The following is a 16,127-nucleotide window of genomic DNA, read 5'->3' as shown; positions in this document are numbered from 1 at the left end:
AAAAAACCTCTCAAAAAGAGAGGTTTCTAATTTCAAGAGACCAAAAATCTTAAATTAAGAAATAGAAAATTTTGGAAGCCCCATAATTTGAATGTTATTCTATTTTTGAGATAAAATCTCTGAGCTTCCCCTTTTCTAACCTAAAGTCTTTAGCAACTTTAAATTTGACAGTTACTTCATCCTTGAAATATTTATTAGATTCATGAATAACCCAAGATTTTTCGATATCTGTTAATTTTTCCAGAGTCAAAATTTCGAGTCTACCTTTCTCGTATTGTACTGCTTGATAATCAATGGATTTATTATACTGAAAAAAAATATTCTTAAACATATAGTAAAGTGTGAGTGAGGGGAATAATTTGGTTTTACCATAAATGTTTTTCCCTACTCTCCCTTGGATTTCTTTTATTATTCTGTGTTCTCTACCACAAGCACAAGTAGCTGACTCATTTTCTAGAACTACGGCATCTCCCAATTGATAGCGAATGATCGGAAATGACTTTGAAACCAGATTGGTAATAATCAACTCTTGATTTTCACCTACTTCCACATATACTCCTTCTTCAACAATATGCATTTTACCTTCAGGACATTCAAAGGCAATTATCCCAGCCTCCGCGGCACCATACTCACTTCTTAGTTCTATATTAAAAGCTTGTTTTACAGCAGTTTTATAATGAGGAAAAATCTTCTCTGAAGTAGCCTTTACTAGCCTGAGCTTTTTGAAGTCTTTTGAAGCCTTGGGAATTAATTTAGCCATCTCATATATCATGGAACTGTATCCTTCTATATAGACAGCATTTACGCCCTTCTTTTTTAACTCTCTGATCGACTTTTCATTATAATCAAAAATCCTAAATCTATTTACCAAAAAATCGAGAATTCGAAGCCTGAGTTTTTTCAAAAAACTTGAATTATATCCCCAAAAATATATATTGAAATCCCAAGGATTAACATTATACCAACTATAACCTCTCATTTGTGCAGCACGGATAAAACTATCCCAGTTTTCATCTCTTATAAAAGACAAAACCTGCCCACTTGTACCCGAACTTTCACAGTAAAACGTTTTACCAAATTTGGAGGGGGGAACTTGAATAACGCTGTTGTAATTAACAAGATCTGATTTTGTGGTAATTGGAATTTTTTTAAAATTTTTCCAATCAAAATTTTCGAGATAAGGATCGAACCCAGCTTCGACAATTTTTTTCTTATAAAAAGGTGAATTTTCAAAAGACCATACCAAAAGATCCTTTAGCCTCTTTTCTGCAAGTTGATTCAACTTGTTTTTGGGCCAAAAATCGGAGGCTATTAGGTCATCAAAATGATTAATTAAGGAAGGGTTTCTTTTATTTGCCCCTTTTTTAAAAATTATTTTTTTAAGCCAATTCAACATACTTGGCAAAAAGATTAGACCATTGATTTTTTACTGAAGAATTCCAATCTTTCTCTTTTGAGTTAAGGAGTGCTTCTTTTGAAAATTTTGCCCATTTTTCGGGGGCAGAATGGATTTGTAAAATCAGATCCGCTGCGAGGTTTGCATCTCCTGACGGAAATAAAAGCCCATCTAATCCATCTCGAATCAAATAAGGGAGTCCCCCAACATTTGTGCTTACAATTGGAAGACCTAGAGCCATATTTTCAATCACACTTACCGGGGTATTATCTATTGTGGTAGTATTTAAAAAAACAGAACAATTTTTTGCAAGTTTAACCCAATCTTCACGGCTCATTTTTTCGTAAGTTGATATAAATGGACAAAGAGAATACTCTTTTATTTTCTCCTTTACTTTCTTCAATGTTCCATCCTTATCTGGTCCAACCATTATTAATTCTGCCTTTATTCCTTTCTTTTTATGAAGAATATGGATAATTTCTACAGCTAAAACTGGATTATATAGTTTTTGATAGGCTCTAAGCCAAAAAATCCTAGGAATAGTTTTAAATGAAACTGAATTATCTTTTGAAAGGATACCAACACGAATAGAATTAGGAATAACAATAGGTTCAAAATTAAGACTTTCTTTAATTACGTTTCGCAAAAACCCTGATGGAGTAACTACCGTCTTAGCCTCATAAATATATTTTTTTACAAGAAATGGAGATTTTTCAATTCTTTTTTTAAAACTTCCACCATGAATGATTGGGATGTAAGGAATATTAAAAAAATTGCAAATACGTGCTGAGGTCCATGCAAAATGAAAAGCTTTTGTTGAATAGGTATCGATGAGAACCAATTCAATTCTTTTTCTATTAATCCAAATGGTTTTCCACATATCCCAAAGTCGAAAAATTATACCTTTCTTCTCTGAAACCGTCAGAATTTTTGGGTAAATTTCTTTTAAAGAGTGACCAAGAGTATCAATTGTGGTAGGATTTTTCCCGTACCTCTGAAGCTTATTTCCCAGGTAAAGAACCATTATAAGAATTTAGTTAAAGTTTTACTTTGTACTTGTTCTCAGAAATTAGAGAAACCATAGAAAGCGCAAGCAACATAGGAGACATAAAAGTTCTAGTAGCTGCATGAAAAGTTGTATAGAAGGCTAAAATTGCGAAACTAACTAAAAGACCTTTTGCTATAATATTTTTTGTTTTAGAAACATTTATATACAAGACCAATAATAGAGCTAAAAGTATCCCAAAAGAAAAAGCACCGTGTTCAGCAATCATTCTAGATAATTCCACATGCGCCACCATACCTGTGTGAGTAGGCCTTAAATATTTAGAAGCTGCCGCTCCGACACCAAAAATGGGATTCTCCGCATAGAGCTCCATATCTCCTTTGAAAATATCAAATCTATTAGTTGTAATCTGATTCAAGTCTTTGTCTTTTGTCCCTGCTAACGTACCTGCAGTTTCCCCCATATACCTTAATAACAAATTTCCTTGAGTTAGGTAGTTAGTAACAAAGAAACTGATTGTCAGAATGAATATAACTGGCAAAATAAACTTGATTGGGTTACCAAGATTGAGTTTGTATCTCTGCCATGCTGGTAATTGGTATAAATAGTATAAGAAAACAAATAGACCTAGAATGGTCCCAATCATCCCTCCTCTCGAAAAAGTAAGGAGGCCCTGAACTAAAAAGCCAAAAAAGAAAAACACATCTAAGAGAAAATATCCTGTGATTCTAAATTTTAGAATCAACCCTATTCCAAATAAAAATGCGCCAAGACCAAGAACAGTGGACACTTGGTTTGATCCAAAATTTCCGGTTGTTTGAAAATTGGCACCTAAAGCAAACTCTATTTCATCTAGATCAGGAGTTTTTATAAATGTATAAATCAAAATAGTAATGCAAAGAAATGCTAGTGGTTTAATCCAGTTAACTAACTGAATCAGTCTCACTTTAATTGTGCTAAAAAAAAGAATTCCGATACAAATATTAATCAATCCAAAAATATTAAAAACTATATCTTTAAAACTAACCGTCCCACTTAAATCAATAAAGAACGAAGGAATTATTAGAATTATCGCCAAAATATTTACAAAATTGACTTCATTAAATTTATGATTTCGATTAATAAAAAGCCCAACTAAACACAGAAATAAAAATAAATATTTCCCAAGTTCATAGGGGATAAATGGACTTGCAGACACTAATCTACCTAACAATTCGAAAGAACAGGTATAAACAATAAGAGTTGCAATAAAAATAGGTCTTTTACTTTTTGAAGTTTTAAAAAAATAATAAGATGAGTCAAGTAAAATCCAATAAAACCAAAAAATAACAATAAACTTAGATAAGGTCCCCAAAACGCCTAATACAATGTGAAAAATAGTCCATGAAAGAGCATTTTTTTTAATCGAAAGAGACGTAACAAAATTTCCTACCCTCATTAAATTCTTTTTAGAAAGTTGAAGTATTTATCAAAAAAATGGCCCGAACCAAATTTTTTCTCAATATGAGATTTCAATTTTTGATTTCTACCTTTTTTAGCATTTTCTATCGCTTTTTGTAAGGCAAGCGCTAATCGATCAGAATCTTTAGGAGGAACTAATATACCCAATTCAGGTTTTGATAAAACAGAAGAAGATTGGCCTACATCGGTAGCTACAATATGTAAACCAGCCAGTCCGTATTCTAATAAACTTACAGGTAGACCTTCAGAACATGAAGAAAGCACTCCGACATGTGATTTCTCAAGAAAGTGTTCTACATTATCAGTAGAGCCAAAATAGAGAACCATATCTTCCAAACCAAAATCTTTTATTTTGTCCTTTAGGAGGTTAACATAATCTTCTGATTCTCCTAAACCAACAAAAAAAATTCGCCAATCGTCTATTCCCTTTTCCAGCAATTTTATCAAAGAATTTAGAAGCGTCAGATGATCTTTTTGGGGTCTAAAATTAGCTAGGTGTAAAATATTAATAGGGCCGTCCCTTTGTTCACTTAATTCATTTAAATCAACTAATGGAAAATTATTCAATTGAATAATCGAGTTAACATTAATTTTGGTTGCCCTTTCGCTCCATTCCTTGAGCTTATCGTTTACAGCAATTATTCCGTCAATTTTAAATGAAATCAATCTCAACCAAATCCTATCCCCGACAGTTAGGTGTTCCGCTTGACCATAATGATCATGAAAAATTATTTTTGTTTTAGTTCCAAAAAATATCTTGATTAAAGTCGCCCACACAACAGATGAAGAGTGGGCATGAATAAAATCTGGATTAAAACTCTTTACATTCTTATACAGTACCCAAAAGGCTTTTAAATCAGCAAAGTTTTTTTTCCCAAGAACATAAAAATCTACTTTTCCTTTAATTAAATTTTCAAGACCGCCACCCTCTCTGGAAACAATAAGTGAATTTTGGATTCCAAGTTCAGAAAGTTTTAAAGCAATATTGACTGCCATCCTTTCAGCTCCACCTACCTTCAATGAATCAATAAGCTGGAGAATTTTCATAAAAGCTCCTTAATGCTTTTTTCGAAGGTTTCTAGAGTATATGACCTTGACCAATTCATAGCTAATTGGGAAATCTCCTTAAAGGTTTTTGGTTCAGAAATGCATCGCTGAATAAATGCATGGACTCCTTCCAAATTATTGTGCATCAAAAATCCCCGTTCACCATTTCCGAGCATTTCTGGCACACAACTTACCGGCGAAGTTACTGGAATACATCCCCAAAACATAGCCTCAGCCACTGCTTTAGGCCAACCTTCGGATTTAGATCCAAAAATTAAAAAATGAGATTTTTTCAATTTTTCTATGACATCAGAAGCAGGCACATTGCCTCTCAATTGAATAAAATCTTCCATTTTATCCTCTTTGGCAAATTTTGCGATTCGTTCAATTTCAGGCCCCTTTCCTAAAAACTCTAATTGAACTGTTTTCCCTGATTTTATCAGATCTTTCAATAATTCATAGGCCAATTCTGGACGTTTATTTGAAGTCATAGATCCAACAAAAATTAAATTAATACATTTTTGAATATCTGGCTTGATTACTTCTACTATTTGATTTTTCGAATAAGAAGCGGTAAAAAAAGGTAAAATATTTGTGGTTTGATCATTCCATTTACCGTATGCTAGGACCTTCATTTTTCTGGAAATCAATGTATTATTCAAAATCCATTGTTGCATTTTATAAGACCAAGGTTTTGGCGCATTCCTATCCCAATTCCCAGCATATTTCGTTGTTTTGGGTTTAAATGGAAAAAAAGTCTGAATTATACTGCCTAAAAGTCCCATGTTACCAGGACACCTTAGATGAAGATGATCTGCTTTAGCCGAGAAATAAACACCCTTTATCAATACAACCAAAGTAGCTAGTATCGCATTTGGAATATGATAAATACTTGTAATCTGAAATGAAGGAACTTCAATAAACCTAATATTGGGGTGTGAATAAGGCAAGTCTATTGGGTCAGGAGAACCATTTTTCTTTAAAGGTGCTAATACCCAAAGTTCATCCACATACTTTCCCCAAATATTCATTTCTTTCACATATGGACCATAACCGTAAAAAAGACCATTAGCATTTGTATGTAAAACATGTGAAAAAATCAAAAACTTCATTAAATAAGGGATTGATAATAATTAATATTTTCTTTCACCAAAACCTTGACATCAAACCTTTTCAAAATATCTAGGCGGGCGTTTTTCCCCATATCCTGCGCTTTTGGTTTATTTTCTAGCATATAAATGACTTGGTCTGCAATATCATCCGGTGAATAACAGTCAGCCAACAAACCTGTTTCGCCATGAATCACAACCTCTGGTCCAGGTCCAGTTTTACTCGCAACAAAAGGCTTTCCCATCGCCAAAACTTCAAGCCAAGCTAAAGGTAAGGCTTCCATGTGGGAAGGATAGACACAAATCTCACTTTCAGCAATTTTTCCTGGAATTTGAACCAAATCTACCGGTCCAGAAATTTGAATTTTGTTAGAGATTTCAGAATAGATAAAAGATTTTAAATATTCTGTATATGAGGATTTTGTTTTTGGATCAATCCAATCCCTTCCAACAATTTCTAAACTTGCCTCGGGAAATTTTTCTAGGATTTTGGGCATTGCCATCACCAATTGCCTTACCCCTTTTTTCTCACAAACAGTACCCACAAATAGCAATTTATTGGAAATGACAGATTTATCATGATTAGGTTTAAAAAGATCTGCATCAATAGGGTTAGGAATGATTTGAATGTGTCTATCCTTTAAACCCAAAAGGGATTTAGTCGATTCTGCGGTATACTTACTAACTGAAATAAGGTGATCGGCTTTATTAAAGCTTCTTTTTTCCTGAAAACTCTTCCATTTTGATAATTTTTCGCCTGTTGCGAAAGAAAAAAAATGGTGACCACCATTCATTCGAATGACATACTTGATTCCTGGAATTTTATCGATAAATGCTAAGCTTAATTCTGTTCCTTCAATAATATTTACAGGGTTTTCTCTATGAATTTGCTCAATCACTTTATTAATACTCCTTGCACGCCGAAGCCATGTAATTCCTCTTGTTTTATCGAATCGCCTAGTCCTATAAACATGAATTCCTTGAAGCACCTCAAATTCAAATTCATCATTATAATTTGGGCCAACTACTGAAACACGGAATCCATTATTAACAAGAGCAATCCCTAAATTTCGAATAAACGTTCCCACCCCTCCATGCGAATAACCTGGCTTTGGGAATTCAGATGTTAGAAAGCAAATATGCATTAAATGATGTTTGAAATTATTGAAGATATTTTATTTGATGAGGTTATTTTAGGGTTATCCTCCCTGATTACATCTAACCATTTTAATCTATCCCTGCCAACTATTTTAGGAGAATTTATAGCTTCATTTATCTTTTCTTTTAATTGTGTAAAATCGTTTATCCACCCAACAGCTTCCAGATTTCCCATACTCCTAAAATGCTGTCTACCATAAATTTTTGATGGATCCCAAACTTGTTTTTTTCCTCCTTTTGGTAAATAATTCAAATAAAGAGCTGGATGATCAAAGCAAGCAAAATCCAATGCCATGGTAGACCCAACATTCAAAACAGTAGAACAGTGGTATACTAAATTAGAAAGCATTGATATATCTTCATACATTGGCAATGAATAACTCCACATTTCAGAAGTTGACCACATTGGTTTTATGACTTTTATTTGGGGAAATTCCTTCAAAACTAATTTATATCTGCTGGCATCAGAAACAGGTACAGGCCTAAAAATTAACTCTATATCTTCCATGTCACTAATCTCCTGAGCTATATCCCTCAAATAAAGTTCATCGAAAGGAGATGTCGCAAAATCATCACCGCTAAAACAAATCCATGTTTTTCTAGGGTTTAGATCATTCTCAATCGCAAATTCCTCTCTTGTTTTTAAGAATTCTTTTTGCTTGTAAAAATCAAATTGTGGTGTCCCTGAAATAATTACTCTTTCTGATTTAATTTCCGGATAGTATTTACCCATTTCAGCCTTCATATATTCAGACCAAACCAAGAAATAATCTGCCTTAACAGCTAATTTCGCCTTAGGTAAATTATCCCAAGAATAAATTACTGTTATCGTTGGGATTCCTAAATACTTAGCTGCTTCCACAGCTAAAGCAGCTTCTGGTGAGCGCTGATGAGTACAAAAAATTAAATCCGGCTTATTTCGTTTTAAAACTTGAACAGCAGCCTTAAACGCATTAGTTTTTTTTAGGGAAACGGAATGAAAGTTCTCTGCCCAAATAATATTCTCATAGCTCTTTAAAAATTCACCTACATATTTAGAAAAAGTAAATAAAAATCTTCGCCTCCATGAACCCGAACGGTTTACCCAATCTAGAAGGGTGGATGGATTATTATCTAATTCTGCATTTCTTTTTAATCGAGCATAGACACTCGCCTCTTTAAATAATCTACCTAGAAATGACTCCGATGAATAGGATAAAGTAAAGCTTTCTATTTTTATTCCGTGCAAGGACTGAATATCGTTGATGATTTTGTTATCAAGGCGATGCCAAACAGATATGGATGCACCCATCTCTACTAAATCAGAAATCAATGGGCTGAATAAATAATTTCTTACACCGACTCCATCTGGTACTACAAAACAAACCTTCATTATTAACTTATATTCAGTCTTCGAAATAAGCCTTTACCCCTTCTTCAAAATTTCTCGGAGAATACCCCAAGTCTTCTAATGATTCCGGTGTGGATTTTAAAACTTTTTCTTCATTTAATCTGAGAAGTTTTTCCGGGTGCCACTCAGCTAGTTTAAAAAACCGAAGCACTTTTAGCGCTAACACACTGATTTTTAATGGTATTGAAACTACGAATACACGTTTATTTGGAGAAAGCACCCCAACCATCCCACGTAAGGAAATTGGCTGGGCACCGACCAAGTTATAGCATTTTTTATAGGATCTTTCATTTAGCATTGAGGAAATCACTGCACCCACAAAATCTTCAATATGGGTAGGATTCTGTAATACATCCGGTGAACCTGGAACAGGAAGTAAAAATTGATTTTTTAAAAAAGTAAAAAGCTTATAGATGTTTTGGTCATTTTTATGTCCATATACCATATTTGGTCTCAATATCGTCCAATTCACTTTTGATTTGCTAATAAGGTTCTCCTGTTCTATCCTAAGCTCTCTTGTAGGTGCATCTAATTTTGTAAACATAGCTGCAGAACCAATAACGATGAGGTGCTTAACTAAATGTTTTTCGCAGTTCGCTAACAAGACTTTCAAATCAGCTAAAAGAATGTTCGGTATATGAATTACCACATCAAATTTATGTCCTTCAAAAACAGAGCAAAGGAAATTATCATCATTTGAATCTCCCAAATATTGAATTACTCTTGATGGAAAGTTTCCTTTTTTTGATTTGGAAATTGATATAATCTGTTCTGTAGCAGGTGATAATATAAGGTTTTTAATAATAAGTTTACCAAAATTCCCTGTCCCTCCAATTACCAAAACATTCATATAATTATTGAATTTTAGCTAATAAAAAATTTACATGTGCACTTAAGTTCTTATTAGAAGCAGCGAAATTTTGTTCAAAAATATCTCTTGCGTTTTTTGAATATGTTTTCCAATTTTCTTGATTAAGAATAGTTTGAAGATAATTTTCAAACTGCAATATATCTTCAGAATTGAAGAATTCCCCATTTTGCCCCTGAAATAGAATTTCCTTTATCCCTCCCACTTTATTTGCCATTATAGGTGTACCAAGGGAAATAGCTTCGACATTTACCATTCCAAATGCCTCCTGAATGCTATTACTTACATGAATAAGCGAGTCTTCCATTATAGATAAAACTTTTTCGTATGAACACTCCCCCAAAAACTCTACCCTATCCTCAATTCCAAGTTCAAATACCAAATTTCTTAAAAAATTTAATTCATTTCCAGAGCCAGCTATCTTCAATTTAAGACCTGGGAATTTCAAGTGAACTTTTGAAAATGCTCTAAGAAAATTTGCATGACCTTTACTTTGTTCTAGCCTTGATACAAATGATATACAATAATCACGATCATTGAAATCCTTATACTTTCTTTTTAACAATGGGTCAGGCATTAAATAGTGTAAAACATAAATTTTATTTGCTTCTTTTTTAAAAAAGTTTTGAATTTCATTTTTGAGATCAGATGAATTGGTAAGAAAATCAAAGGAAGAAAATTTAAAAAGAATTTTTTTTCTAAAATTCAAAAACAAAAATTTGATTCTACTAATTTTCAAATCAGCAATTAGCTGATCTTGCATCGTATGCCAATAAACCAAAAATTTCGATTTTGGCAAAAACAAAGACACCATCAGAGAAACAGTATTTGAACTAAATTGACTAATTACAAGATCAGGTTTAAAGGATCTACAAAGCTTCAGAAAAAACAAAAAGTCTATAAACTTAGTCGGCCTTTCATTGGGCCACTTTTTTATAGTCAACAATGGATTTGGGGGGAAATTTTCAAAATCCATCATTCCTCCTTGGTCAATAACCAAAGTCACCTCATTTCCTTCTGAGCAAAATTGATTGGCTAGAAGATAAAAATAAAGAGGAATACTCTTTAGGTTAGGACTTGAACAAATTACAATCCTATTTTTCATTTAAAACTTGATATATCGACTCAACTTGGGTGAGGTCGGTAAAAAACAACTTTTTAAAATTATTCAATTCTGAAGGTTCTTTATCCCACCAATTAAACTCTAGTAATTCTTCAATAATTTTTGGACTGTATCTGAATTTTAATATCCTAGCTGGATTGCCCACGGCAATAGCATATGGCGGAATATCTTGTGTAACAATGGAACCTGCCCCAATTATTGCTCCATGACCAATTGATACACCACTTAAAATAATTGCTCCATGACCTATCCAAACATCATTGCCTACTACAATGGGTTTTACAGATTTAAGTTTTGATAGTTCTCCATCAAACAACTTGGAATTGATATAAGTAGTCAAATAATTTACAGGATGGTTCGAAGAATGAAATGCAACGTAAGCACCTACTTGACAATACTTCCCAATTGTAACATCTCCAATGAGATAATTATTTTTTCCTAAAGTAGACCGAAATCCTATTTCAATTTGCCCAGCGAATACGCAAAATTCAGGTATACTATTTTCTCCTCCAAATTGAACATTTTGCAATCCATTACTCCATAAGGAGACTCTTGAACTTCCATAAGCAGGATGATATTTAAAAAATAATTTACGTAAAAACTTGGCAGGTTTGCTTAAAAAAAACATTATGAAAATTGATTAATTACTTTATTCAATGAAATATTAACAGATTCGGGACTTACGTATTCTTGAAGAGTATAAATACGGTTTTGAAGTATCTCTTTTTCATAAGTGTCTTCAACAAAATCCTTTATTTTAGCCAGTATTTCTGATTTATTATTAGACTCAGTTTGAAAAGAGTAATTTTCACCTAAAACCCTTCTAGTTTCTGATTTTTTAGGCGATAATACCAAAAATACTTTACCCAAACCAATAAGTTCCGCAAGCTTGACAGGCATAAATGGACTATCCTCATAAGAAGACTCTATTAATAATGGCAAGTCTGAATTTCTCATTAAAGCTAAACTTTCAGCATGAGAAAATCTTTTATCAACAACATTTAAAAATTCATAATAATTAGTATTAAGTATTTTCTTATGTAAATTATTTATTGGACCGAAAAAGTTTAAGGAAATTTTAGTTTTAAAATCCGGATACATTTTGACGAATTCTTCAATTGCCTCTATTAAGGTTGAAGGATCTCTTCCTGAAAGTAACGATCCACAATGGGTAATATTTATTTTACTTCTATCGTATTTTACTGAAGGTTGAAAGTTTTTTTTTACCAAATCCTCAAAAAACAAATGTGGAAAAGTAAAAGCTGGCTTAAAGTAATCTCCATTAAGTTTAAGGAAGAATTCATTCAATAAATAAGAAGGGCTAGCAATCGCTGTAGATTTAGAAATTATGAATTTAACATGCTTAATTTCTTTTTGATCAAACTTAGGATTAAAAGTTGAACCAGTACTGTATGGATAAGGCATTAAACAAAATGGAGCAGGATCATTAAAATAAATTAGAAGATTATTTTTGATAGATAAAGTAGATGAAATTAAGGCTCTATGAGAACAAATAGAAGTTGCTATAGTTCTAGAGAAAATTAAATCGAATTCCCGATTCTCGAATTTAGAGTTTAAATATTTTTTAAGTCGAAATATTCGATATTCCTTCAAAATTGAAATACCAAAATACTTTGCAAAAAAATTCTTTATTTTAGAATATTTAGAAAAAATAAAATCTAACTTATTATTTTTTAATTGATACAATTTAATCTTAGGATTAATCCAATCTGGATTTGAAATTTCGAATTGTGGGAATTCATAAAAAACACAATCAACGTTAAATTGGTTTGTATCAATAGCATTTAAAAAATTAACAGTAGCTATACCTTCAGAGGATTTATTTTTATTAATACATTCAACAACAATAAGTAAATTTTTCATTATTATTTAATAATTTTAAAAGTATCACCTTTTTTAAATATAACGAATATAAAATAAATAAAGACGGCTCTAATTTTTTGAGTTAAAGTTAGATGATAAGTTTTTAAAGATTTAAAAAATAATTTATACTGACCTTTTTTTGCAATAGTTTTTAATAAAGAATTAATGTCTTTAATCACCAAGTCCGTATAAATAACACTATCAGTATTATTAATATTTTTTAATTTTAAATAAATAATCTCACGAGACTCTATGAGACTTGGTAACTTATTAATAATATTTAATCTGCCGATCGAATCTTGATGAATCCTTTTCAAGACTAAAATATCATTTAAACCATTAATTTTAATTCCTTGGAGCATAAGAAAAATAAAAAACAACCATTCATGAGCATCAATTTGCCCCTCTTTAAATTTAATTTCACCAATTGAAGTTCTTTTAATTAAAGCAGAATTTGTACACCAAACTGCATTCTTAGATAAATATAATTTTAAATAGTCTGAATTCTTTTCAAAATTAACTTTTTGAAGAATAGACTTGAGATTACATTTCCTATCCCTAAAATATTGAGTTTTGCAAACAACCATCCCTAAATTTGGATTAGATTCAAAATATTGAACTTGTTTTTCAATTTTATCAGGCATTAATATATCATCCGAATCAACAAAATTTATAAAATACCCTTTAGCTACAGAAAGTCCAAAATTCCTACAGGAGTTTGCACCTTTAATCAAAAATGATGGCCTCTTATAAAGAATTAATTCATTCCATTTATCTTGTAATTCTTTTAGTTTGTTCCATTCTTTAGAATCACTGTCATCATCTACAACAATTATTTCAATGTTAGTATAAGTCTGATTAAAAACACTTTCTAACGTTTCTTCAAGAAATCCACTCGAATTATAGTGAGGAATTATAATAGAAACCAATTTCATCAATCAGATTAATTTTTTTAAAACTGACTTAAATTTAAGTGCAAACTCCTTTTTTCCAGTTAGTCTAAAAAAATTAGTATACCATAGTATATAAAATTCAAAATCAGAAGAAGAAGATTCTAAATAAATTTTAAGAGCTTCATAAGGATCCATTTGAAATAAGGTATCATAGTAATGACTAATTAACCTTTTTACTTTAGAGTTACATACAGGAACACCTCTATGTTTTAAATAAAGTTTGCAAGTGGAAACATAAAAATCAATAGATCTAGTTTTAAATAAAGAATCGCTAACTATTCTATAGTATGCAAGTTCGTTAAGTACCGCAATAAATTTAAATTCTTTTGATAATCTAAGAATGAAATCAGTATCCTCATAACTTAAATTTTCATCATAACCGCCGATACTTTCTGCTGCTTTTTTTGAGATCAAACAAGTAATGGTATGTATGAACCAAGTTCCCAAAATTTCACAAAAAACATATCCTGAAGGAGGTAAATTCAATTTTGAAAACCCATGCTTTTTAAGTATAAATTGCTCCTCTACTATAGGATTACCCTCCTCATCTATATGGCTGTAATCAGAATAAATAAGCCCTATACTTTCATAATTTCGATCAATCAATTCATTTACTTGAATTGCAATTTTATTCGGGTGAATAATATCATCGCAGGAAATTACTTGGTAATATTCACCATTTATTAGAGATAATGCTAAGTTTAAATTTTCACAGATGGAAGTTTTTCTCTCTTGCCGATGTAGCATCCAAGTTCCAAGATCATTTTCTTTAACGTAATTTTCTATCAACTTAAAAGAACCATCACTTGAAAAAGAATCAATTATTAGAACCTCTAGATTTTGATAAGTTTGATTTCTTATTGAATCAAGTGTTTTTTCTAAAAACCTTGAATGGTTATAACAAATTGCAACTATTGAAACAAGTGGCTTATTCTTTGTCAAAATTCTTGAAGATTTACCATTCTTTGAAATGCCTGAGATGACTCATAAACTTCATCAAAAGTTCCTATAGAAATAATTTCTCCTTTATCTAGTAAAATTAACTGGTCGGCATTTTTAACAGTACTTAATCGGTGGGCAATTACAATTATTGTATACTTCCCTTTTAAACTTTCGATATTTTTTTGAATGATTCTTTCGGTTTCAGAGTCTAATGCTGATGTAGCTTCGTCAAAAATCAAAATAGAACAACGCTTAAATAATTCTCTTGCAATTGAAATACGTTGCTTTTGTCCACCAGAGAATAACATTCCATTATCTCCTAGATTTGTATCTTCCTTTAGAGAAGATTCTAATACCACCGATTTTAAATGAGCCAATTCTAATACTTCCCAAAATAATTTAAGATTTTCAGGTGTTTTGGAGGCCCAAAATGTAACATTATTATATATAGTATCATTGAAAATTACTGGCTCTTGAGTTATATAGCCAAATTTTCGTCGGTAAGAATCCAAATTATAATCGCCTCTAGATTTACCATTAACCAAAAAAAAACCAGATTTTGGACTTAAAAGACCAATAATTAGATTCACTAAACTTGTTTTCCCCCCACCACTTAATCCAACAAAAGCATAAGTTTTATTTGGTTCAATATTTAAATTAATACTAGAAAGTATATTTTTGGAATTGTCATAATTAAAGAAAACCTCTTTCAAATGTAAACCCAATTTTTCTTGAATTAAATTTGGCTTATTTGTCAAATTCTCTTCATTAGTTTTAAATTCTTGAATTAAATCTTTCGCAGCTTCAACTGCACCAATTTGACCAACAAATCCCTGCCAACTTGTTTGAACGGTAAGAAGGTAATTTAATGCCCTATAAAAGAATAATATACTAAGAATTATAGAGGTCAGAGATGCTCCTAATAATTTTGTTTGTATCCAAATTACCAAAACAACAATAAAAATAACAATAGGCTCTCTTGAACTTATTAAAATAGCATTATAATTCCCTATCCGCTTTTGAACTTTTTCGACATCATTTATTTTACCTTTAAGTTGTGATTTAAAGTCATTAAAATAAGAAGTTGCTTTAAGGTATTTAAAAAAATGAATCGATTGCACTAAAAGAGATTGGAAAACATGGCTAATTTCTGTAATTTCTATAGAGGCTATCCTTGTTTTTTTGTAAAGAACTTTAAACAAAAAACTTGTCAAATAACCACCAATAGATACCATTAAAGCAAATTGAAAATTAGAAAGGAAAGCCAAAAATATATATACAAGTAAAAGTACTAGTCCTTGCATTGTATTAAAATAAAAACCAAAAGCACTAATTACTTTATTAACTTCTCCGGACATAGTATTTTGAATACGACCTCCATTAATTTTTAAAAAACTTTCATATGATATTTTACCTAAACCATCTACCAGCTCATATCTTATTTTTCTAACAAATTTAATTTGCAATAACACTCGATAGAACATCTCTAAGTATTTAAAAAATCCTTTAAATAAAAAAAGGATTACTAAAAATGATAAAATTAGAGAGAGGCTTAAGGGAATTCCTAAAGGCTCTATTGATTTAATTAAAAATCCAAAATCTCCAAGCGTCTCTGCTGCTGAATCATACCCAAAATCATCTGCAGCTGCAGCCTGTATAAGAGGAATAAATAAGGATAGACCAAAACCATCCATTAATCCCACTAGAATACTAAGAAAAAGAAGAACAAAGATATTTAACCTTAGATATTTGAAAAAAAACTTAAAATATCTTACTTGATTATACATAAA

The 16,127-nt window shown here is 31.3% G+C and carries 14 protein-coding genes; all 14 read right to left on the bottom strand.

The genetic code is table 11. The features are described from left to right. Positions 1-94: 94 nt before the first annotated feature. The 14 genes from E4S40_RS00775 to E4S40_RS00710 are packed head-to-tail and all read right to left on the bottom strand — an operon-like array spanning position 95 to position 16,124. Positions 95-1,396, bottom strand: a complete 1,302-nt coding sequence (locus tag E4S40_RS00775) for a phenylacetate--CoA ligase family protein (protein ID WP_135069417.1) — start codon at positions 1,394-1,396, stop codon at positions 95-97. Beyond that, a complete protein-coding gene (locus E4S40_RS00770; RefSeq protein WP_135069414.1) occupies positions 1,380-2,420 on the bottom strand; it encodes a glycosyltransferase family 4 protein in 1,041 nt (346 codons plus the stop codon). The genes E4S40_RS00775 and E4S40_RS00770 overlap by 17 nt, the downstream gene beginning before the upstream one ends. A gap of 13 nt (positions 2,421-2,433) precedes the next feature. Next, positions 2,434-3,840 carry an O-antigen ligase family protein gene (locus tag E4S40_RS00765; protein ID WP_135069411.1) on the bottom strand — a complete coding sequence of 469 codons (1,407 nt, stop codon included), beginning with the start codon at positions 3,838-3,840 and terminating at the stop codon, positions 2,434-2,436. Beyond that, on the bottom strand, positions 3,840-4,910 hold the full coding sequence (locus tag E4S40_RS00760; RefSeq protein ID WP_135069408.1) for a glycosyltransferase: 1,071 nt from the start codon (positions 4,908-4,910) through the stop codon (positions 3,840-3,842). Before E4S40_RS00760 ends, E4S40_RS00765 begins: the two co-directional genes overlap by 1 nt. Further along, complete coding sequence (locus E4S40_RS00755) at positions 4,907-6,022, bottom strand: glycosyltransferase (RefSeq protein WP_135069405.1); 1,116 nt, start codon at positions 6,020-6,022, stop codon at positions 4,907-4,909. The genes E4S40_RS00760 and E4S40_RS00755 overlap by 4 nt, the downstream gene beginning before the upstream one ends. Next, positions 6,022-7,164: a glycosyltransferase family 4 protein gene (locus E4S40_RS00750; RefSeq protein ID WP_135069402.1), complete on the bottom strand. Its 1,143-nt coding sequence runs from the start codon at positions 7,162-7,164 to the stop codon at positions 6,022-6,024. The genes E4S40_RS00755 and E4S40_RS00750 overlap by 1 nt, the downstream gene beginning before the upstream one ends. Beyond that, entirely contained in the window at positions 7,164-8,549 is a 1,386-nt protein-coding gene (locus E4S40_RS00745) for a glycosyltransferase family 28 protein (protein ID WP_135069399.1), read from the bottom strand. The genes E4S40_RS00750 and E4S40_RS00745 overlap by 1 nt, the downstream gene beginning before the upstream one ends. A 13-nt stretch (positions 8,550-8,562) precedes the next feature. Continuing rightward, the gene (locus E4S40_RS00740) at positions 8,563-9,417 is read right to left on the bottom strand and encodes a Rossmann-fold NAD(P)-binding domain-containing protein (RefSeq protein WP_135069396.1); all 855 of its coding nucleotides are present in this window, start codon (positions 9,415-9,417) and stop codon (positions 8,563-8,565) included. Positions 9,418-9,421: 4 nt separating this feature from the next. Continuing rightward, positions 9,422-10,540, bottom strand: a complete 1,119-nt coding sequence (locus E4S40_RS00735; protein WP_135069393.1) for a glycosyltransferase family 4 protein — start codon at positions 10,538-10,540, stop codon at positions 9,422-9,424. After that, positions 10,530-11,186 (bottom strand): CatB-related O-acetyltransferase, encoded by a 657-nt coding sequence (locus E4S40_RS00730; protein WP_135069391.1) that lies wholly within the window; start codon positions 11,184-11,186, stop codon positions 10,530-10,532. Before E4S40_RS00730 ends, E4S40_RS00735 begins: the two co-directional genes overlap by 11 nt. Then, the gene (locus tag E4S40_RS00725) at positions 11,186-12,442 is read right to left on the bottom strand and encodes a glycosyltransferase family protein (RefSeq protein WP_135069388.1); all 1,257 of its coding nucleotides are present in this window, start codon (positions 12,440-12,442) and stop codon (positions 11,186-11,188) included. The genes E4S40_RS00730 and E4S40_RS00725 overlap by 1 nt, the downstream gene beginning before the upstream one ends. A gap of 2 nt (positions 12,443-12,444) precedes the next feature. Beyond that, the gene (locus E4S40_RS00720; RefSeq protein WP_135069385.1) at positions 12,445-13,377 is read right to left on the bottom strand and encodes a glycosyltransferase family 2 protein; all 933 of its coding nucleotides are present in this window, start codon (positions 13,375-13,377) and stop codon (positions 12,445-12,447) included. A gap of 3 nt (positions 13,378-13,380) precedes the next feature. Continuing rightward, the gene (locus tag E4S40_RS00715) at positions 13,381-14,337 is read right to left on the bottom strand and encodes a glycosyltransferase (protein WP_161971745.1); all 957 of its coding nucleotides are present in this window, start codon (positions 14,335-14,337) and stop codon (positions 13,381-13,383) included. Beyond that, on the bottom strand, positions 14,334-16,124 hold the full coding sequence (locus E4S40_RS00710) for an ABC transporter ATP-binding protein (protein WP_135069379.1): 1,791 nt from the start codon (positions 16,122-16,124) through the stop codon (positions 14,334-14,336). Before E4S40_RS00710 ends, E4S40_RS00715 begins: the two co-directional genes overlap by 4 nt. Between the last annotated feature and the right edge of the window lie 3 nt (positions 16,125-16,127).

It is taken from the genome of Algoriphagus kandeliae, from assembly GCF_004571135.1.
GTDB classification, from domain to species: Bacteria; Bacteroidota; Bacteroidia; order Cytophagales; family Cyclobacteriaceae; genus Algoriphagus; species Algoriphagus kandeliae.
Note: the sequence above shows the minus strand (reverse complement) of the source record. Positions and strands in the feature narration are given on the sequence as shown.

Coding starts and splice junctions, on each gene's coding strand:
- E4S40_RS00765 (WP_135069411.1), bottom strand. CDS start 3,840: ATGAGGGTAGGAAATTTTGTTACGTCTCTTTCGATTAAAAAAAATGCT.
- E4S40_RS00770 (WP_135069414.1), bottom strand. CDS start 2,420: ATGGTTCTTTACCTGGGAAATAAGCTTCAGAGGTACGGGAAAAATCCT.
- E4S40_RS00750 (WP_135069402.1), bottom strand. CDS start 7,164: ATGCATATTTGCTTTCTAACATCTGAATTCCCAAAGCCAGGTTATTCG.
- E4S40_RS00735 (WP_135069393.1), bottom strand. CDS start 10,540: ATGAAAAATAGGATTGTAATTTGTTCAAGTCCTAACCTAAAGAGTATT.
- E4S40_RS00710 (WP_135069379.1), bottom strand. CDS start 16,124: ATGTATAATCAAGTAAGATATTTTAAGTTTTTTTTCAAATATCTAAGG.
- E4S40_RS00755 (WP_135069405.1), bottom strand. CDS start 6,022: ATGAAGTTTTTGATTTTTTCACATGTTTTACATACAAATGCTAATGGT.
- E4S40_RS00730 (WP_135069391.1), bottom strand. CDS start 11,186: ATGTTTTTTTTAAGCAAACCTGCCAAGTTTTTACGTAAATTATTTTTT.
- E4S40_RS00745 (WP_135069399.1), bottom strand. CDS start 8,549: ATGAAGGTTTGTTTTGTAGTACCAGATGGAGTCGGTGTAAGAAATTAT.
- E4S40_RS00720 (WP_135069385.1), bottom strand. CDS start 13,377: ATGAAATTGGTTTCTATTATAATTCCTCACTATAATTCGAGTGGATTT.
- E4S40_RS00760 (WP_135069408.1), bottom strand. CDS start 4,910: ATGAAAATTCTCCAGCTTATTGATTCATTGAAGGTAGGTGGAGCTGAA.
- E4S40_RS00740 (WP_135069396.1), bottom strand. CDS start 9,417: ATGAATGTTTTGGTAATTGGAGGGACAGGGAATTTTGGTAAACTTATT.
- E4S40_RS00725 (WP_135069388.1), bottom strand. CDS start 12,442: ATGAAAAATTTACTTATTGTTGTTGAATGTATTAATAAAAATAAATCC.
- E4S40_RS00775 (WP_135069417.1), bottom strand. CDS start 1,396: ATGTTGAATTGGCTTAAAAAAATAATTTTTAAAAAAGGGGCAAATAAA.